This is a genomic window from Streptomyces sp. NPDC031479, assembly GCF_055581065.1.
Window position 1 is genome coordinate 107255 of sequence record NZ_JBVIKC010000019.1, and the last position, 16362, is coordinate 123616.

Here is a 16362-nt window from a genome sequence, read left to right on the forward strand (position 1 = left end):
ATCACACCCATGAGCACCCCCTCGGAAAAGGTCGTCGAAGCGCTGCGGGCGTCGCTGACGGAGACGGAACGGCTGCGCCGGCAGAACCAGCACCTGGTGGACGCCGCGCACGAGCCGATCGCCGTCGTCGCCATGAGCTGCCGCTTCCCCGGCGGCATCGAATCCCCCGAAGACCTCTGGGAGTTCGTCGCCGAGGAGGGGGACGCGGTCTCCGGCTTCCCCGACAACCGCGGCTGGGACCTCGGCGACACGGGAACGGTGCGCGAAGCCGCGTTCGTCCCCGACGTCGACGAGTTCGACGCCGCGTTCTTCGGGATCTCGCCGCGCGAGGCCCTCGCGATGGACCCCCAGCAGCGGCTGCTGCTGGAGGCCTCGTGGGAGACGCTGGAGCGGGCCGGCATCGACCCGCTCCGGCTCAAGGGCAGCCAGACCGGCGTCTACATCGGCGCCTCCCAGCCCTCGTACGCCCAGAGCCTCGGCGACGAGGCCGAGGGCGCCGAGGGGCACCTCGTCACCGGCTCCGTAGCCAGTGTGATCTCCGGCCGCCTCTCCTACACCTACGGGTTCGAGGGTCCCGCCGTCACCATCGACACCGCGTGCTCCTCCTCCCTGGTCGCCGTGCACCTCGCGGCCCAGGCGCTGCGCCAGGGCGAGTGCTCGCTCGCCCTGGCCGGCGGGGTCACCGTCATGGCCTCCCCCGGCCTGTTCGTCGGCTTCAGCGCCCAGGGGGTCATGGCGTTCAGCGGCCGCTGCAAGGCGTTCGCGGCCGGCGCCGACGGCACCTCCTTCTCCGAGGGCGTCGGCCTGGTCCTGCTGGAGAAGCTCTCCGACGCGCGCCGCAACGGCCACGAGGTCCTCGCCGTCATCCGCGGCTCCGCCATCAACCAGGACGGCGCCAGCAACGGCCTGACCGCCCCCAGCGGCAAGGCCCAGCAGCGCGTCATCCGGGCCGCGCTCGCCAACGCCCGCCTCACCCCCGACCAGGTCGACGCGGTCGAGGCGCACGGCACCGGCACCACCCTCGGCGACCCCATCGAGGCCAACGCCCTGCTCGCCACGTACGGACGCGGCCGGCCCGAGGGCAAGCCGCTGTGGCTGGGCTCCATCAAGTCCAACATCGGGCACACCCAGGCGGCGGCCGGCGTCGGCGGCATCATCAAGACCGTCATGTCGCTGCGCCACGGGGTGCTCCCCAAGACCCTGCACGTCGACGCGCCGTCCCCGCACATCGACTGGGCCGCCGGCGACGTCGAACTCCTGCTGGAGTCCAGGACCTGGCCCGAGACCGACCACCCGCGCCGGGCCGCCGTGTCCTCCTTCGGCCTCAGCGGGACCAACGCGCACGCCATCCTGGAAGCCGCCCCCGAGGCACCCCCCGCTCCGGAGCGGGATGCGGAGCCCGCGACGGCCCCCGCCGTGGGCACGGGCGGTCCCGTCCCGTGGGTCCTGTCCGGCAAGGGGGCGGCGGCGCTGACCGCGCAGACCGCCCGCCTGCGCCGTTTCGCCGGGGCGGACCCCGCGCTGCGCCCGCAGGACGTGGCGCTCTCGCTGGCCGCCACCCGCTCGGCGTTCGACCACCGGGCCGTGGTGCTCGGCTCCTCCCGCGAGGAGCTCCTCGCCGGGCTCGACGCGCCCGTCGTGGCCGGTGTCGCGGACGCGGGCGGCAAGACGGTGTTCGTCTTCCCCGGCCAGGGCTCGCAGTGGGCCGGGATGGGCGTCGAACTCCTCGACTCCTCACCGGTGTTCGCGGCTCGCTTCGCCGAGGTCGCGGCGGCCGTCGAGGAGCATGTCGACTGGTCGGTGGAGGGGGTGCTGCGCGGGGACGGGGACCTGACCCGTATCGAGGTGCTCCAGCCGGTGCTGTTCACCGTGATGGTGTCGCTGGCCGAGTTGTGGCGGGCCGCCGGCGTGCGGGCCGACGCGGTGGTGGGTCACTCCCAGGGTGAGATCGCCGCCGCCGTCGTCTCGGGCGCGCTGTCGCTGGAGGACGGCGCGAAGGTGGTCGTGCTGCGTTCGCAGCTGTTCGCCGACGAGCTGGTCGGCAACGGCGCCGTCGCCTCCGTCTCCCTGTCGCGCGCCGAGGCCGAGTCCCGGCTCGCCCCGTACGGGGACGCGCTGTCCATCGCCGGGATCAACGGTCCGAGCGCGGTGACGGTGGCCGGTGAGGTGGCTCCGCTGGAGGAGCTGGTCGCCGCCCTGGAGGCCGAGGGGGTGCGCGCGAAGATCGTGCCGTCCACGGTGGCCTCCCACTGCGCGCAGGTGGAGCCGCTGAAGGAGCGGATCCTGGACCTGCTGGGCTTCGTGGAGCCGCGGACCGGTTCCGTCCCGCTGTACTCCACCGTGACCGGCGAGGTCCTGGAGGGCCCCGAGCTGACCGCGGCGTACTGGTACGAGAACTGCCGCCGGCCGGTGTCCTTCGAGCCGGTGGTGCGTTTCCTGCTGGCGGACGGGTTCCGGGCGTTCGTGGAGTCCAGCGCGCACCCGGTACTGACGTACGGGCTGGTGGAGACGGCGGAGGCGGCCGGCGCCGGGATCCTCGCGACCGGCACCCTGCGGCGCGGTGACGGCGGCCTCGCCCGCTTCACCACCTCCCTCGCCACCGCCTGGACCCGCGGCGTCGACGTCGACTGGACCGCCCTCAGCGGCCCGGACGCCACCGCCGTGGCCCTCCCCACGTACGCCTTCCAACGCCAGAGCTACTGGCTCAAGCCCGCCCCCGTCCGGCCCGAGGCGCCGGCCGCCGGACCCGTCGGCGCCGACGAGACCGAGGCCCGCTTCTGGGCCGCCGTCGAGGCCGAGGACCTGGAGGCCCTGGCCGGCACCCTCGCCCTCGACGAGCGCCGGGCCCTCGGCGAGCTGCTGCCCGCCCTCGCCACCTGGCGGCGCGGACAGCAGGCCCGCTCCACCCTCGACTCCTGGCGCTACAAGGTCACCTGGACCCCGCTGACCGCCGGGCCCGCCGGCGCGGCCGCCCCGGCCGGCACCTGGCTGATCGTCGCCCCGCCCGCCGCGGGAGGCGTGGCGGGTACGGTCGCCGCCGGCCTCGCGGCCCGCGGCGTCGAAACCGTCCTCCTCGAAACCGACCCGGCCGCCGGCGACCGCGCGGCCCTCACCGCCCGGCTCGGCGAGACCACCGCCGCCCTGCCCGGCCTCGGCGGCGTCCTCTCCCTCCTCGCCCTCGACGAGGCGGCCGGCGCCACCGGCACCCACGTCCTCGTCCAGGCCCTGGCCGACGCCGGGATCACCGCCCGGCACTGGGCCGCCACCCGGGGAGCCGTCGCCGCCGGCCGCGCGGACGCCCCGGCCGTACCCGCGCAGGCCCGCGTCTGGGGCCTCGGCCGGGTGGTCGCCCTCGAACAGCCGGGCAGCTGGGGCGGTCTCGTCGACCTGCCGCCGGCCCTGGACCAGCGGGCACTGGACCGGCTCGCCCGGCTCCTCGCCGGCGGCTACGGCGACGAGGACCAGGTCGCCGTCCGTACCAGCGGCGTCCTCGGCCGCCGCCTGGTGCGCGCCCCGCTCGGCGACCGCGAACCGGTCCGCCGCTGGGAGCCGTCCGGGACCGTCCTGGTCACCGGCGGCACCGGAGGCGTCGGCGCACAGGTCGCCCGCCGCCTCGCCGCCACCGGCGCCGCGCGCCTCGTCCTCACGAGCCGGCGCGGCCCCGACGCCCCCGGAGCGGAGGAACTGGCCGCAGAAATACGGGCGCTGGGCGCCGAGGTGACCCTCGCCGCCTGCGACGTGGCGGACCGCGCGCAGCTGGAGGCGGTCCTCGACGCGATCCCGGCCGGACAGCCCCTGACCGCGGTCGTCCACGCCGTCGGCGTCCCGCAGTACACCCTCGCCGGCGAGACCACGGCGGAGGAGTTCGAGGAGCTCTCCGCCGCCAAGGTGGCCGGCGCCGACCACCTCGACGCCCTCCTCGCCGACGCGGACCTCGACGCCTTCGTCCTCTTCTCCTCCAATTCCGGGGTGTGGGGCGCGGCCCGGCACACCGCCTACGCCTCCGCCAACGCCTACCTCGACGCCCTCGCGCAGCGGCGCCGGGCTCGCGGCCGGAGCGCCACCTCCCTCGCCTGGGGCGCCTGGGGCGGCGGCGGCATGATGGAACTGGAAGGGGCCGAGGAGTACATGCGCCGCCGCGGCGTCCTCGAAATGGATCCGCGGGCCGCCCTGAACGCCATGGTCCAGGCCGTCGAACACGACGAGACCTTCATCGCCGTCGCCGACGTGGACTGGGCCCGCTTCGCCCCCGGCTTCACCTCCGAGCGCCCCAGCGCCCTGCTCACCGACCTCGTGCCGCAGGCCGCGCCCACCGCGCCCCGGCCCGCCGACGAGTCCTCCTCCGAGCTGGTCCGCAGCCTGCGGGCGGCCTCCCCGGGCGAGCGCACCACCCTGCTGACCGACCTCGTACGGGACCGGGCGGCCTCCGTGCTCGGCCACGCCTCGGGCGAGGCGATCGAAGCGGGCCGGGCCTTCAAGGAACTCGGCTTCGACTCGCTCACCGTCGTCGAACTGCGCAACCGGCTCACCGACGCGACCGGACTGACGCTCCCGGCCACCCTGGTGTACGACCACCCGAGCCCGGTCGCCCTCGCCCGCTTCCTCGGCGCCGAACTCCTCGGCTCCGGCGAGCAGGAGCCGTCCGCTCCCGCCGCCGACGGCCACGGCGCCGCCGGGGACGAGGACCCCGTCGTCATCGTCGGGATGAGCTGCCGCCTCCCCGGCGGCATCGAGACCCCCGAACAGCTGTGGCAGGCCGTCTCCGAGGGCGAGGACCTCGTCGGGGACCTGCCGCGCGACCGCGGCTGGCGGATCGCCGACGCCGCCACCGGGGGCGCGGCCGAGGGCGAGGAGGGCTTCCAGGCCGTCAAGACGCTCAGCCAGGCCGGACTGCTGCGCGGCATCGGCGAGTTCGACGCCGCCTTCTTCGGCATCTCCGAGGCCGAGGCCCTCGTCATGGACCCCCAGCAGCGGATCCTCCTCGAAACCGCCTGGGAGGCCTTCGAGCGCGCCGGGGTCGACCCCCGCGGACTCACCGACGAGCAGATCGGCCTCTACCTCGGCGTCGGCTACCAGGGCTTCCTGCCCACGGAGCGGATCCCCGAGGAGAGCGAACCGCACTTCGGCAGCGGCATCGCCCCGGCCATCGCCTCCGGCCGGGTCGCCTACGCCCTCGACATCCACGGCCCCACCCTCACCGTCGACACCGGCTGCTCCTCGTCCGGCGTCGCCCTGCACCTGGCCGTCCAGTCGGTCCGGCGCGGCGAGTGCGCGATGTCCCTCGCCGGCGGAGTCACCGTCCTGTCCGCCCCGGTCGCCTGGCATCACATGGGCGGCGCCGCCGCCGACGGCCGCTGCAAGCCCTTCTCCGAGGACGCCGACGGCACCGGCTGGGGCGAGGGCGCCGGCATGGTGCTCGTCGAACGCCTGTCCCGGGCGCGGCGCCTGGGCCACCCGGTCCTGGCCGTCGTACGGGGCTCCGCGGTCAACCACCACGGCGCCGGCAACGGCCTCACCGCCCCCAGCGGCGTCTCCCAGCAGCGCCTCATCCGGCAGGCCCTGGCCGACGCCGGCCTGAGCGCCCGGGACGTGGACGCGGTCGAGGGCCACGGCACCGGAACCCCGCTCGGCGACGCCATCGAGGCCGAGGCCCTGCTCGCGACGTACGGCCAGGACCGCCCGGCGGACCGGCCGCTGCTGCTGTCGACCGTCAAGTCCAACATCGGCCACCCGCAGTCCGCCTCCGGCGTCACCGGCGTCATCAAGACGGTGCTGGCCCTGCGCCACGCCCTGCTCCCGCAGACGCTGAACGTCAAGGAGCCCACCAGCCGCGTGGACTGGTCGGCGGGCGCCGTACGCCTGGTCACCGAGCCCACCCCGTGGCCGGAGACCGGCCGCCCGCGCCGGGCCGGGGTCTCCTCGCTCGGCGCCAGCGGCACCCAGGTCCACCTGATCCTCGAAGCCCCGCCCGCCGAGGAGCCGGCGCGGGCCGGCCGGTCCGGCGGCGCCCCGGGCGCCGTCGCGGTCCCGCTGTCCGGCCGCACCCCGGGGGCGCTGCGGGCCCAGGCGGCGCGCCTGGGCGCGGCACTCGCCGAGGACCCCGCCCTCGACCCCGCCGACGTCGGCTTCACGCTGGCCACCGGCCGGGCCGCCTTCGAACACCGGGCGGTCGTGCTCGCCGCGGACCGCGAGGAGCTGCTGGGGGCGCTCGGCTCGGTCGAACGGGGTGAGGACGATCCCCGGGTCGTCTCCGCAGGCTCCGCGCGGATCGCGTTCACCGGAGCCGTACGCGGCCTCGCCAACGCCCCGTACGCGGCCCGGCCCGTCTTCGCCGACGCCCGGGACGCCGTACGGGCGCACCTCGATGTCCGGCTGGCGGCCCCCTTCCCGCCCGTCGCCGAGGCCTTCGCCGAGGAGGTGGCCCTCTTCCGGCTGTACGAGAGCTGGGGGCTGGCTCCCCAGGCGCTGCTGGTGTCCGGCCCCGGCCGGCTCGCCGCCGCGCACGTCGCGGGCGCGCTCGGCCTGGAGGAGGCCGTCGAGGCGCTGGCCGTCCTCGCGGAGGGCGGGCGGCCCCGGGTGACGGCTACGGCGCGGCCGGAAATCGCCCTCCTGGACGCCGAGTCCGGGGAACCGCTCGGCGAGGACTGGACCGAGGGCCTCGCCGAGGCCCTGGCCGCCCCGGCCCCCGCCCCGGCCCCGGACCCGGACCGGGCGGCCGACGCGCCGCTGGCCCTGGCCGCCGCCTTCCACAGCGCCGGCGAACCGGTCGACTGGGCGGCGGTGTTCGAGGACAGCGGGGCCCACCGCGTGGACCTGCCGACCTACCCCTTCCAGCGCGAACGGTTCTGGATCTTCGGCTAGCCGCCGGCGCCCGGCGGACCGCGCGTCCGCCCCGTACCCGTCCACCCCCGGCTCCTGACGGCCGGGGGTGGACGTATGTCCGGAGCCGCCCGCGCGCGGGGTCTTAAGCGCGGCTTTAAGCCACGCGCCTACGGTCACGCCCGCGTACGTACGTACGTCGATCACGACCGTGGAGGAACCCCATGCTGGACGAGCAGAAGCGCAAGGAGATCGTCGCGGAGTACTTCCGCAAGGTGAACGAGGGCGACATCGACGCCATCCTCACCCACTTCACCGAGGACGCCCGGATCGAGGACCCGGTCGGCCGCGAGCCCCGTGTCGGCCGCGCCGCGCAGCGCGAGTACTTCCACAGCAACGTCGCCGCCGAGGTCACCGTCGCCCCCGGCCACGCCTCCGTGGGCCAGGACGGCAAGCAGGTCGCCGTCCCGGTCGCCGCGACGATGACCAACATCCTCGACCCGAACCGCACCCGCACCAACATCAACGCGGTCGACGTCTTCACCATCAACGCCGACGGCCTGATCGAGGACATGCGCGTCTTCTGGGGCATGAGCGACATCGGCGTCTGAGCCACCCCACCGCGCCGCCGGCACCCCGGTGCCCCGGCGCACCCGACAGGCGATCACGACCGAGGAAAGGTACGGAGATGAGCACCCCCGACGAGCACAGCGACCTGTGGATCCGGCGATTCCACCCCGCGCCGGAAGCGCACCACCGCCTGGTGCTGCTGCCGCACGCCGGTGGCAGCGCCTCCTTCTTCTTCTCCCTCTCCAAGGAGCTGGCCGGGCACGCCGAGGTACTGGCGGTGCAGTACCCCGGCCGCCAGGACCGCCGCGCCGAACCGCCCCTGGACGACGTGGCCGCGCTGGTGGAGCAGATCCACCGCGCGCTCCAGCCCTGGACCGACAAGCCGCTGGTGCTGTTCGGGCACAGCATGGGAGCGGTGCTCTCCTTCGAACTCGCGCGGAGGTTCGAGCGCGAGGGGGCTCCGCTGCTCGGCCTGATCGCCTCCGGCCGGCGCTCCCCGACCGTCCGCCGCGAGGAGAACGTCCACACGCGCGGCGACGACGCGCTGATCGCCGAGATCCGGGCCCTGAGCGGCACCGACGCGGGCCTGCTCGCCGACGAGGAGCTGCTGCGCATGGTGCTCCCGGCGATCCGCAGCGACTACAAGGCCATCGAGACCTACCGCTACCGCCCGGACGGTCCCGGACCGGCCCTGAACTGCCCGATCAGCGTGCTCACCGGCGAGTCCGACCCGCGCGTCAGCGTCCCCGAGGCGGCGGAGTGGCGGGAGCTGACCGGCGGCGCGTTCGGCCTGCGCACCTTCCCCGGCGGGCACTTCTACCTCACCCCGCAGCAGGCCGGCGTGACCCGGGCGGTCATCGAGGACCTCGCGGCCTTCACCTCGGTGCCCGCGGGGCGCTGAACCCCGCGCGCCGAACCCCGCGCGCCGGCGGCCGCCGCCGCGGCCACTGCCGTACCGAACGAGCGAACGAACGAACGAACCGAGACGGGTGTCCCCATGCAGACCAAGGTGCAGTTCAGCGCGGCGACGAGAAACCTCCTCGTCGCCCTCTACTCCCGGGCCCATGACGCCAAGTCGGGACGCCCGATCCTCAACGACCGCCTCGCGGTCCGGGCGGTCGAGTCCATCGAGGACTACGACGAGCTGAAGGTCCAGCTCAAGATGCGCGACGACGACGCGATCTCCCTCGCCATCCGCGGCAAGGAGGTGGACCGCTGGGTGCAGGACTTCCTCATCCGCAACCCGCGCTCCGTCGTCCTCCACCTCGGCGCCGGCCTCGACGGCCGCGTCTTCCGCATCGAGCCCTCCGACGACGTCGAGTGGTACGACCTGGACCTGCCGGAGATCGCGCAGATCTACCGCGACCTGTTCCCGGAGCGCGACCACCACCACGTCATCGGCGCCTCGGCCCTCGACCCCGACTGGCTGGACTCGATCCCCTCCGACCGCCCGGTGCTCGTCGTCGCCGAGGGCGTCCTCGTGTACTTCACCGAGGACCAGGTCCGTGACCTCATCACCCGGATCGTCGGCCGCTTCCCCAAGGGCGAGCTGCTGTTCGACGCCTACACCCCGTTCTCGGTGAAGGCGATGAACAAGCACTGGACGGTCAAGGCGACCGGTCAGCGCTTCATCTGGGGCCTGGAGGACCCGAAGACGCTGGAGCAGTGGGACCCGCGGATCGAGCACAAGCTGGAGTGGACCTTCACCGACTCCCCGTACGTGTCGCACATGCCGTGGACCTCCCGGATCATGTGCAAGATCATGAACGCGATCCCGGTGCTGCGGAAGTACAACCGCGTGATGCGCTACACCTTCTGACGGTCCGTGGGGCGCGCCCGGCACCGGCCGGCCGCGCCCCGCGGCGTCGCCCCGGCACACGGAAGGGGCCCGGGAGCCGACCGGCTCCCGGGCCCCTTCCGCGCACCCGCTCACAGCTCCGGGGCGATCACCGTTCCGGTCGCCACCTCGGTGAGCCGGATGGCCTCCACCGGGCAGTTCAGGGCCGCGTCCAGCAGCCCCGCGTCGGCGTCCGCGGTCCCGCACAGGGCCTCGGCGCGGCCCTCCACCAGCCGGAAGTACGCCGGCGCCGCGTGCACGCACATGCCCGTGCCCGTACACGCCGCCCGGTCCACGCTGATCTGCCAGCGCGTCTTCTCCAGGGTCTCGGTCGTCATGCTCGTCCTCTCCTGTCCTCGTCGTTACAGCGGTGCCGTCACCGGGTGCGCCGTCACCAGCGGACCGGCAGTTCCAGGGGCCCGCGCACCAGCAGGCTGGCCCGCCAGGCGATGGCGTCGTCCTCGATCCCCAGCTCCAGGGTGGGGAAGCGGTCCACCAGGGCCTTGACGGCCACCCCGAGCTCCATGCGCGCCAGCTGGGCCCCCACGCAGAAGTGGACCCCGTGCCCGAAGCCCATGTGGTGGTTGTCCTCACGGGTCAGGTCGAGCCGCTCCGGGTCGGCGAAGGCCGTCGCGTCGTGGTTGGCCGAGTGGATGTGGACGTACACGGCCTCGCCCTCGGCGATCGTGGTGCCGCCGATCTCCAGCTCCTCCGTGGCGATCATCGCCGCGTGGTGGCCGGTGCCGAGCGGGATGTAGCGCATCAGCTCGTCCACGGCCCGCGGCAGCAGCTCGGGCCGCTCGCGCAGCAGCGCCAGCTGGGCCGGGTGGCGCAGCAGCGTGTACACGAAGTTGGTGATCTGGTTGGCGGTGGTCTCGTGGCCGCCGGCCAGCAGCACCACCGTCAGCGAGACCAGCTCCTGCTCGGTGAGCCGGTCGCCCTCGTCCCGGGCCTGGATCAGGGCGCTGAGCATGTCGTCCGAGGGACTGGTCCGGCGACGCGCGATCAGGTCCATGATGTAGAAGCACAACTCGTGGACGCGCGAGGTGAATTCGGCGTGCGGCAGGGTGTCGCCCTGCATCAGCGCGTCCGCGCCGCGCCGGAACACCTCCCGGTCCTCGTACGGGACGCCCAGCAGCTCGCAGATGACCCGGGTCGGCAGCGGCCACGAGTAGTGCGCCACCAGGTCGGCGGGGGACCCCTGGGACGCGAGGTTTCCGGCCAGTTCCGCGGCGATCTCCTCGACGCGCGGACGCAGTTGCTCGACGCGCCGCTTGGTGAACGCCTTGGTCAGCAGGCGGCGCAGGCGCGAGTGGTCCGGCGGGTCCATGTACATGATGCCCTCGGGGCCCACGAGCATCTTCTGGCGGCGCGGTACGTCCTTGTTCACCACGGCCGCGCGGCTCAGTCTCTGGTCCGCGAGGGCGGCCCGGACGTCCTCGTACCTGGTCACGAGCCAGGCGTCGCCGCCGTAGGGAAGGGTGATGCGGCTGACCGGTTCCTCCCGGCGGAGGTCGGCGAGGACCGGCTCGATGTCGAGGCCGCGGATGGGGGTGAAGGGGAAATTCCGCAGCGCGGTGATCATCCGGGGGTCGATGGTGACGGTAGACATGACGCTCCCTCATCTTTTCCGTGTGCCCTGCAACGGTCCGGATTGGCGAGGGGTGGGTCAACCCCTACCCGACACCCGTACGCACCCCTGAATCCGGTCACGGGCACGCCCTCACATTGCTCCGGAAAGCCGATCGGCGGAATGCTGATCCGGGCCGCAACCTGGCCGCGGTGCCGTCGTCTTCGGGAGTCGCACGGACGACGACTCCGATGAACACGACATCGTGAAAGGTGGTGTGCGGTGGCACCGAGCGAGAACGCGATCGCCGCAACAGGACTGATCAAGAACTTCGGGAAGTTCCGGGCACTCGACGGACTCGACCTGACCGTACGCACGGGCGAGGTGCACGGCTTCCTCGGCCCCAACGGGGCCGGCAAGTCCACCACCATCCGGGCCCTGCTGGGCCTGCTCAGGCTGGACGGCGGACAGGCCTCCCTGCTCGGCAAGGACCCCTGGGCCGACGCGGTGGACATCCACCGCCGGCTCGCCTACGTCCCCGGCGACGTGAGCCTGTGGCGCAACCTCTCCGGCGGCGAGGCCATCGACACCCTCGGCGCCCTGCGCGGAGGCATCGACCAGGACCGCCGGAATGAGCTGGTCGAACGCTTCCAGCTCGACCCGACCAAGAAGTGCCGCACCTACTCCAAGGGCAACCGGCAGAAGGTCGCCCTCGTGGCCGCCTTCGCCTCCGACGCCGAACTCCTCATCCTCGACGAGCCCACCAGCGGCCTCGACCCGCTGATGGAGGCCGTCTTCCAGGACAGCGTCAAGGAGGTCAAGCGGCAGGGCCGCACCGTCCTGCTCTCCAGCCACATCCTCGGCGAGGTCGAGGCCCTGTGCGACCGCGTCAGCATCATCCGCAAGGGCCGCACCGTCGAGACGGGCACCCTCACCGAGCTGCGCCACCTCACCCGCACCGCCCTCTCCGTCGAGTCCGAGCGCGCCGTCACCGGCGTCGAGGCGCTCGCGGGCGTCCACAACGTGCGCGCCGAGGGCCACCACGTCCGCTTCGACGTGGACAACGGCAACCTCGACACCGTGCTCTCGCACGTGGCCTCCTTCGGCGTCCGCGCGCTCACCAGCACCCCGCCCACCCTCGAAGAGCTCTTCCTGCGCCACTACGGCGACCACGTCGAGGAAGGCGGCGAGCAGCCGAGCGGACGGCGCGCCAAGGCGGGAGCGGGCGCGCGATGAGCGAGTACGCGAACACCCAGCCGCTGCTCAAGCTCGCGCTGCGCCGGGACCGCATCCAGCTGGCCGTCTGGCTCTACGGCACCGCGGCGCTCGCCTACAGCGCGGCGAGCAGCGTCGGCAAGACCTACGCCGACGAGGCCGCCCGCACCGACGCGGTCAAGCTGCTCACCGACAACCCGGCCCTGCTGCTCACCCGCGGCGCGCCCGTCGGCACCAGCGAGGGCGCGCTGGCCATGGTCCAGGTCCTGACGTTCCTGTGCGTCCTGGCCGGTCTGATGAACACCTTCGCCGTCGTGCGGCACACCCGCCAGAACGAGGAGAGCGGCCGCGCCGAACTCGTCGGGGCGGCTCCCGTGGGCCGCCAGGCGGGCCTCGCCGCGGCCCTGCTGCTGGCCCTCCAGGCCAACGTGGGGCTGTTCATCTTCCTCGGCATCGTGCTGCCGCTGGCCGGGCTGCCCATCGGCAGCTCGCTCGTGGCCGCCGCGGCCGTCGCCGCGACCGGACTCGCCTTCGCGGGCGTGGCCGCCATCACCGCCCAGCTGGCCGGTACCTCGCGGGGCGCCAACTCGCTGGCCGGCGCGGTGATCGCCGTCGCCTTCCTGGTCCGCGGCATCGCCGACGCGGGCGGAGAGGTCCAGGCGTCGGGCACCGTCGTGGAGAGCTCCTGGCTGTCCTGGCTGTCCCCGATCGGCTGGGCCCAGCAGGCCGGCCCGTTCGGCGAGGACCGGTGGTGGGTCCTCGTGCTCCCGCTGCTGTTCGCCGCCGTCACCGCGGCCGTCGCCGTACGCCTCTCCGCGCGCCGCGACCTCGGCGCCGGCGTGTTCGAGGACCGTCCGGGCCCGGCCGCCGCCGCTCCCGGGCTGCTCGGCGCGTACGGGCTGGCCCGGCGCCTGCACCGCGGCTCGCTGATCGGCTGGGCCGTCGGCGTCGCCGTGCTCGGGGCGGTGATCGGCGGCATGGGCAAGTCCGCCGGGGACGCCCTGAAGGACAACGCCGACCTCACCGAGACCCTCGGCAAGATCGGCGGCGGGGGCGGTGCCCCCGTGGACACCTTCTTCGCGTCGATGATGGTCATGGTCGGGGCGATCACGGCCGGCTTCGTCGTCCAGGCGCTGCTGCGGCTGCGCGCCGAGGAGACCTCCGGCCGGCTGGAGTCCCTGCTGGCCACCGCCGTCGGGCGGGGCCGCTGGGTGGCGAGCCACGTGGTCGTCGCCGTCGCGGGCTCGCTGGTCCTGCTGCTCGTCGCCGGACTGGCCGCGGGCCTCACCTACGGGGCCGCGGCGGGCGACGTCGGCGCGGGCGTGGCCGACCTGACCGGGGCGGCGCTGGTCCAGGCCCCCGCGGTGCTGGTCCTCGCCGGTGTCGTGGTGCTGGTGTTCGGCCTCGCGCCGGGCGCCTCCTCCGGCGCCGCGTGGGGCGCGCTCGCCCTCTGCCTGGTCGTCGGACAGCTCGGCGCCCTGCTGAAGCTGCCCCAGGCGGTGCGCGACGTCTCCCCGTTCAGCCACCTGCCGGCGCTGCCCGCGGTGGACGTACGGGTACTGCCGCTGCTGCTGCTGACCGCCGTGGCCGTGCTGCTCCTGTGGGCGGGCACCGCCCTGTTCGGGCGGCGCGACCTGGCCGCCTGAGCAGACGCCGTGACCCGGCGCACGAAGAGGCCGTCCGTACCGGAGCATCCCGGTGCGGACGGCCTCTTCGTACGGGCGCGGCGCCGTGTCACTCCTGCCCGGGGTCGAGCAGGGACAGGTCCGACTTCCCCCAGTACACCCACACCGCTTCGATCAGACCGTGCGAACCGGTCCGGAAGATGCTCGTGAGCGCGAATTTGATGCGCTTGCGGAACGGGTCCGCGGGCTTGTCCAGATAACCGTGCTTCGTCAGCGCGGGACCCAGCGGAAGGTAATTCATGTACACCGACACCGGAATGGCCACGTGCAGACCGTCCTGTGCGGCCACCGGAACACCGGCGACGTCCACCGTTTTCGCTTCCGCGGCCCGCTGGAAATGCACGCGCAATGCGTCGTGCCCGATCATGGGAACCGAACCGACCGGGTCCTCGAACCGTACGTCCTTCGTGTAGAGCTCCAGCATGTGGTCCACGTTGCCGCTGCTCATGCGACGGCAGTGCTCCAGCGCCAGTTCCTTGCGGGTCGCCTCGTCCAGCATCTCTTCCTCCCCTAAGCCGCGTCGACGAGGGAGACGTCGCTCGCCCCCCAGTAGGCCTTCATGTCCTCGATGAGCCCGTCGTCCCCGGCCCGGATCACCATCACGAAGCGGAACAGCATCCGCTGCCGCGCGGGATCGGCCGGAACCGGCAGTACGCCGTGCCGCGTCAGGATCGGCCCGAGCGGCAGGTAGTCCATCGTGGCGGCGACCGGAACGGCGGCGTGACGCCCGTCCTGGGCCGCCACCGGCGGACCCGGCACCTCCACCGTGTTGCCGGTCACCGCACCGGTCGCGTGCGCGCGCAGCGCCGCGTGGCCCTGCTGCGCCCCGGCGCCCACGGGGTCCTCGAAGCGGACGTCCGGCGAGTACAGCTTCAGCAGCCCCTCGACGTCCCCCGCGTTGACCCGGCGCGTGTGTTCCAGGATCAGGTCCTTCAGCGCCGCCTCGTCCAGCATGAATTCTTCTCCTTTCGGCAGGCCGGACCATCGTCGCGGCGAGCACCACGATCCCGCCATAGGCGCCTTGTTTGATAGGGGTTCGTAGGGGTTCAGGGCATTGTGGGCGAGTGCTAGCGTCGCGGGGATCGGGAATGCCTGCACCGGCTCCCGGGAATTCGAATTCGACGGTGCGCAATGCGTCTGACGGATGGAAGGGTCACGCTCTCATGACCGCAGAAACACGCGCAGTGGTAATCGGCGGCGGCCTCGCCGGGATGCTGGCGTCCGCGGTGCTCGCGCGGCACGTGGACCGCGTCACCGTGGTGGAACGGGACGTGTTCCCCGACGGGCCGGAGCTGCGCAAGGGCGTCCCCCAGGCACGGCACGCCCACCTCCTGTGGTCCGGCGGCGCCCGCGCCATCGAGTCCCTGCTGCCCGGCACCCTCAAGGAGCTGGCCGACGCGGGGGCCCACCGCCTCTACCTGCCGCGCGACATCGTCTGGTTCACCCCGTACGGCTGGCAGACCCGCTTCCCCGGCAGCCAGTTCATGATCACCGCCAGCCGCGCCCTGCTCGACTGGGTGGTCCGCGAGCAGGCGCTGAAGAACCCGCGGATCGAGGTGCTCCAGGAGACCGGAGTCACCGGCCTCCTCGGCTCCGCCGCCCGCGTCACCGGCGTCCGCCTGCGCGACGCCGCGGGCCGGGAGGGCGAGCTCGCCGCCGACTTCGTCGTCGACACCGGCGGCCGCCCCTCCCAGACCCTCAAGTGGCTTCCCGAGCTGGGCCTGCCGGAGGTCGAGGAGGACGTCGTCGACACCGGCATCGCCTACGCCACCCGCGTCTACCGGGCCCCCGCCGGCGCGGAGACCTTCCCCATGGTCAACGTCGCCGCCGCCCCCGGCACCGGCGAGCCCGGCCGCAACGGCGCCCTCGTCCCCATCGAGGGCGGCCGCTGGCTGGTCACCCTCGCGGGCACCCGCGGCGCCGAGCCGCCCACCGAGGACGAGGCGTTCATTCCCTTCGCGCGCGGCCTGCGCCACCCGGTCATCGCCGACCTGCTGGAACGCGCCGAACCCCTCGGCCCGGTCCAGGGATCCCGCTCCACCGTCAACCGCCGCCGCTACTACGAGCGCCTCGCCGCCTGGCCCGAGGGCCTCCTGGTGCTCGGCGACGCCCTCGCCGCCTTCAACCCCGTCTACGGACACGGCATGAGCTGCGCCGCCCTCAGCGCCCGCGCCCTGGACACCGCGCTGACCCGCGGCGGCCTGGGCGACGGCACCGCCGACGCCGCCCGGCACGCCGTTGCCAAGGTCGTCGACGACCCGTGGCTGCTCGCCACCACCCAGGACATCTGCTACCCCGGCACCCGCAACCACGCCAAGGACCCTCGGATCGCCCCGCGCCCGCAGGACGCCCAGCAGTTCGCCGACCTGCTCGGCACCGCCGCCCTCTACGACCCCGTGGTCAACGCGGCGGCCATGCAGGTCACCTCGCTCGCCGCGCCCGTGGCCAGCCTGGAGTCCCCGCACCTGGTCGCCGCCCTGCGCAAGGCCGGCGCGGCCGGCGCCTTCAGCGAACTCGACGGCCCTCCGTTCACCCCGGCCGAGCGGGCCCTCCTCGACGCCCCCGAGGACGCGTCCGCCCCGGCCCTCACCGGCGCCTGAGACCCGTCGTCGCGAGCGGCGACGACCGGGCGCCGCCCGCGACGACCGGGTGTACCACGCGTTCCG

At 73.9% G+C, this 16362-nt stretch carries 11 protein-coding genes; 7 read left to right on the forward strand and 4 right to left on the reverse strand.

The window, feature by feature from the left end; all coding sequences use genetic code 11:
* The first annotated feature begins 9 nt into the window (after positions 1 to 9).
* The 4 genes from ACZ5D2_RS22070 to ACZ5D2_RS22085 all read left to right on the forward strand — a co-directional run bounded on the left by ACZ5D2_RS22070 (position 10) and on the right by ACZ5D2_RS22085 (position 9208).
* A complete protein-coding gene (locus tag ACZ5D2_RS22070; RefSeq protein ID WP_468931298.1) occupies positions 10 to 6861 on the forward strand; it encodes a type I polyketide synthase in 6852 nt (2283 codons plus the stop codon).
* A 182-nt stretch (positions 6862 to 7043) separates the two neighbouring features.
* Positions 7044 to 7430 carry a nuclear transport factor 2 family protein gene (locus ACZ5D2_RS22075; RefSeq protein WP_266844998.1) on the forward strand — a complete coding sequence of 129 codons (387 nt, stop codon included), beginning with the start codon at positions 7044 to 7046 and terminating at the stop codon, positions 7428 to 7430.
* A gap of 77 nt (positions 7431 to 7507) precedes the next feature.
* Positions 7508 to 8290, forward strand: coding sequence for a thioesterase II family protein (locus tag ACZ5D2_RS22080; protein ID WP_468931300.1), 783 nt, complete (start codon positions 7508 to 7510; stop codon positions 8288 to 8290).
* A gap of 96 nt (positions 8291 to 8386) precedes the next feature.
* On the forward strand, positions 8387 to 9208 hold the full coding sequence (locus ACZ5D2_RS22085; RefSeq protein ID WP_266844997.1) for a class I SAM-dependent methyltransferase: 822 nt from the start codon (positions 8387 to 8389) through the stop codon (positions 9206 to 9208).
* A gap of 110 nt (positions 9209 to 9318) precedes the next feature.
* On the opposite strand, the gene ACZ5D2_RS22090 is transcribed toward ACZ5D2_RS22085, so the two are convergent.
* Positions 9319 to 9564 carry a ferredoxin gene (locus ACZ5D2_RS22090; protein ID WP_266844996.1) on the reverse strand — a complete coding sequence of 82 codons (246 nt, stop codon included), beginning with the start codon at positions 9562 to 9564 and terminating at the stop codon, positions 9319 to 9321.
* A 53-nt stretch (positions 9565 to 9617) separates the two neighbouring features.
* Positions 9618 to 10838 carry a cytochrome P450 gene (locus ACZ5D2_RS22095; RefSeq protein WP_468931303.1) on the reverse strand — a complete coding sequence of 407 codons (1221 nt, stop codon included), beginning with the start codon at positions 10836 to 10838 and terminating at the stop codon, positions 9618 to 9620.
* 240 nt (positions 10839 to 11078) lie between these two features.
* Between ACZ5D2_RS22095 and ACZ5D2_RS22100 the strand changes: the two genes are divergently transcribed.
* Together ACZ5D2_RS22100 and ACZ5D2_RS22105 are read left to right on the forward strand one after the other, a co-directional pair.
* On the forward strand, positions 11079 to 12032 hold the full coding sequence (locus ACZ5D2_RS22100) for an ABC transporter ATP-binding protein (protein ID WP_331733124.1): 954 nt from the start codon (positions 11079 to 11081) through the stop codon (positions 12030 to 12032).
* Positions 12029 to 13657, forward strand: a complete 1629-nt coding sequence (locus tag ACZ5D2_RS22105) for an ABC transporter permease (protein ID WP_331733122.1) — start codon at positions 12029 to 12031, stop codon at positions 13655 to 13657. The genes ACZ5D2_RS22100 and ACZ5D2_RS22105 overlap by 4 nt, the downstream gene beginning before the upstream one ends.
* An 88-nt stretch (positions 13658 to 13745) precedes the next feature.
* Here ACZ5D2_RS22105 and ACZ5D2_RS22110 read toward each other — a convergent pair whose 3' ends face one another.
* Positions 13746 to 14195, reverse strand: a complete 450-nt coding sequence (locus tag ACZ5D2_RS22110) for a nuclear transport factor 2 family protein (protein ID WP_266844992.1) — start codon at positions 14193 to 14195, stop codon at positions 13746 to 13748.
* An 11-nt stretch (positions 14196 to 14206) separates the two neighbouring features.
* On the reverse strand, positions 14207 to 14650 hold the full coding sequence (locus tag ACZ5D2_RS22115; RefSeq protein ID WP_266844991.1) for a nuclear transport factor 2 family protein: 444 nt from the start codon (positions 14648 to 14650) through the stop codon (positions 14207 to 14209).
* A gap of 209 nt (positions 14651 to 14859) precedes the next feature.
* On the opposite strand from ACZ5D2_RS22115, the gene ACZ5D2_RS22120 reads away from it, so the two are divergent.
* Positions 14860 to 16296: an NAD(P)/FAD-dependent oxidoreductase gene (locus ACZ5D2_RS22120; protein WP_331733114.1), complete on the forward strand. Its 1437-nt coding sequence runs from the start codon at positions 14860 to 14862 to the stop codon at positions 16294 to 16296.
* Positions 16297 to 16362 lie beyond the last annotated feature (66 nt).

Bases quoted from the DNA above. Each gene is read 5' to 3' on its own strand.
- ACZ5D2_RS22070 (WP_468931298.1), top strand. From the start codon at position 10: ATGAGCACCCCCTCGGAAAAGGTCGTCGAAGCGCTGCGGGCGTCGCTG.
- ACZ5D2_RS22075 (WP_266844998.1), top strand. From the start codon at position 7,044: ATGCTGGACGAGCAGAAGCGCAAGGAGATCGTCGCGGAGTACTTCCGC.
- ACZ5D2_RS22080 (WP_468931300.1), top strand. From the start codon at position 7,508: ATGAGCACCCCCGACGAGCACAGCGACCTGTGGATCCGGCGATTCCAC.
- ACZ5D2_RS22085 (WP_266844997.1), top strand. From the start codon at position 8,387: ATGCAGACCAAGGTGCAGTTCAGCGCGGCGACGAGAAACCTCCTCGTC.
- ACZ5D2_RS22090 (WP_266844996.1), bottom strand. From the start codon at position 9,564: ATGACGACCGAGACCCTGGAGAAGACGCGCTGGCAGATCAGCGTGGAC.
- ACZ5D2_RS22095 (WP_468931303.1), bottom strand. From the start codon at position 10,838: ATGTCTACCGTCACCATCGACCCCCGGATGATCACCGCGCTGCGGAAT.
- ACZ5D2_RS22105 (WP_331733122.1), top strand. From the start codon at position 12,029: ATGAGCGAGTACGCGAACACCCAGCCGCTGCTCAAGCTCGCGCTGCGC.
- ACZ5D2_RS22110 (WP_266844992.1), bottom strand. From the start codon at position 14,195: ATGCTGGACGAGGCGACCCGCAAGGAACTGGCGCTGGAGCACTGCCGT.
- ACZ5D2_RS22115 (WP_266844991.1), bottom strand. From the start codon at position 14,650: ATGCTGGACGAGGCGGCGCTGAAGGACCTGATCCTGGAACACACGCGC.
- ACZ5D2_RS22120 (WP_331733114.1), top strand. From the start codon at position 14,860: ATGACCGCAGAAACACGCGCAGTGGTAATCGGCGGCGGCCTCGCCGGG.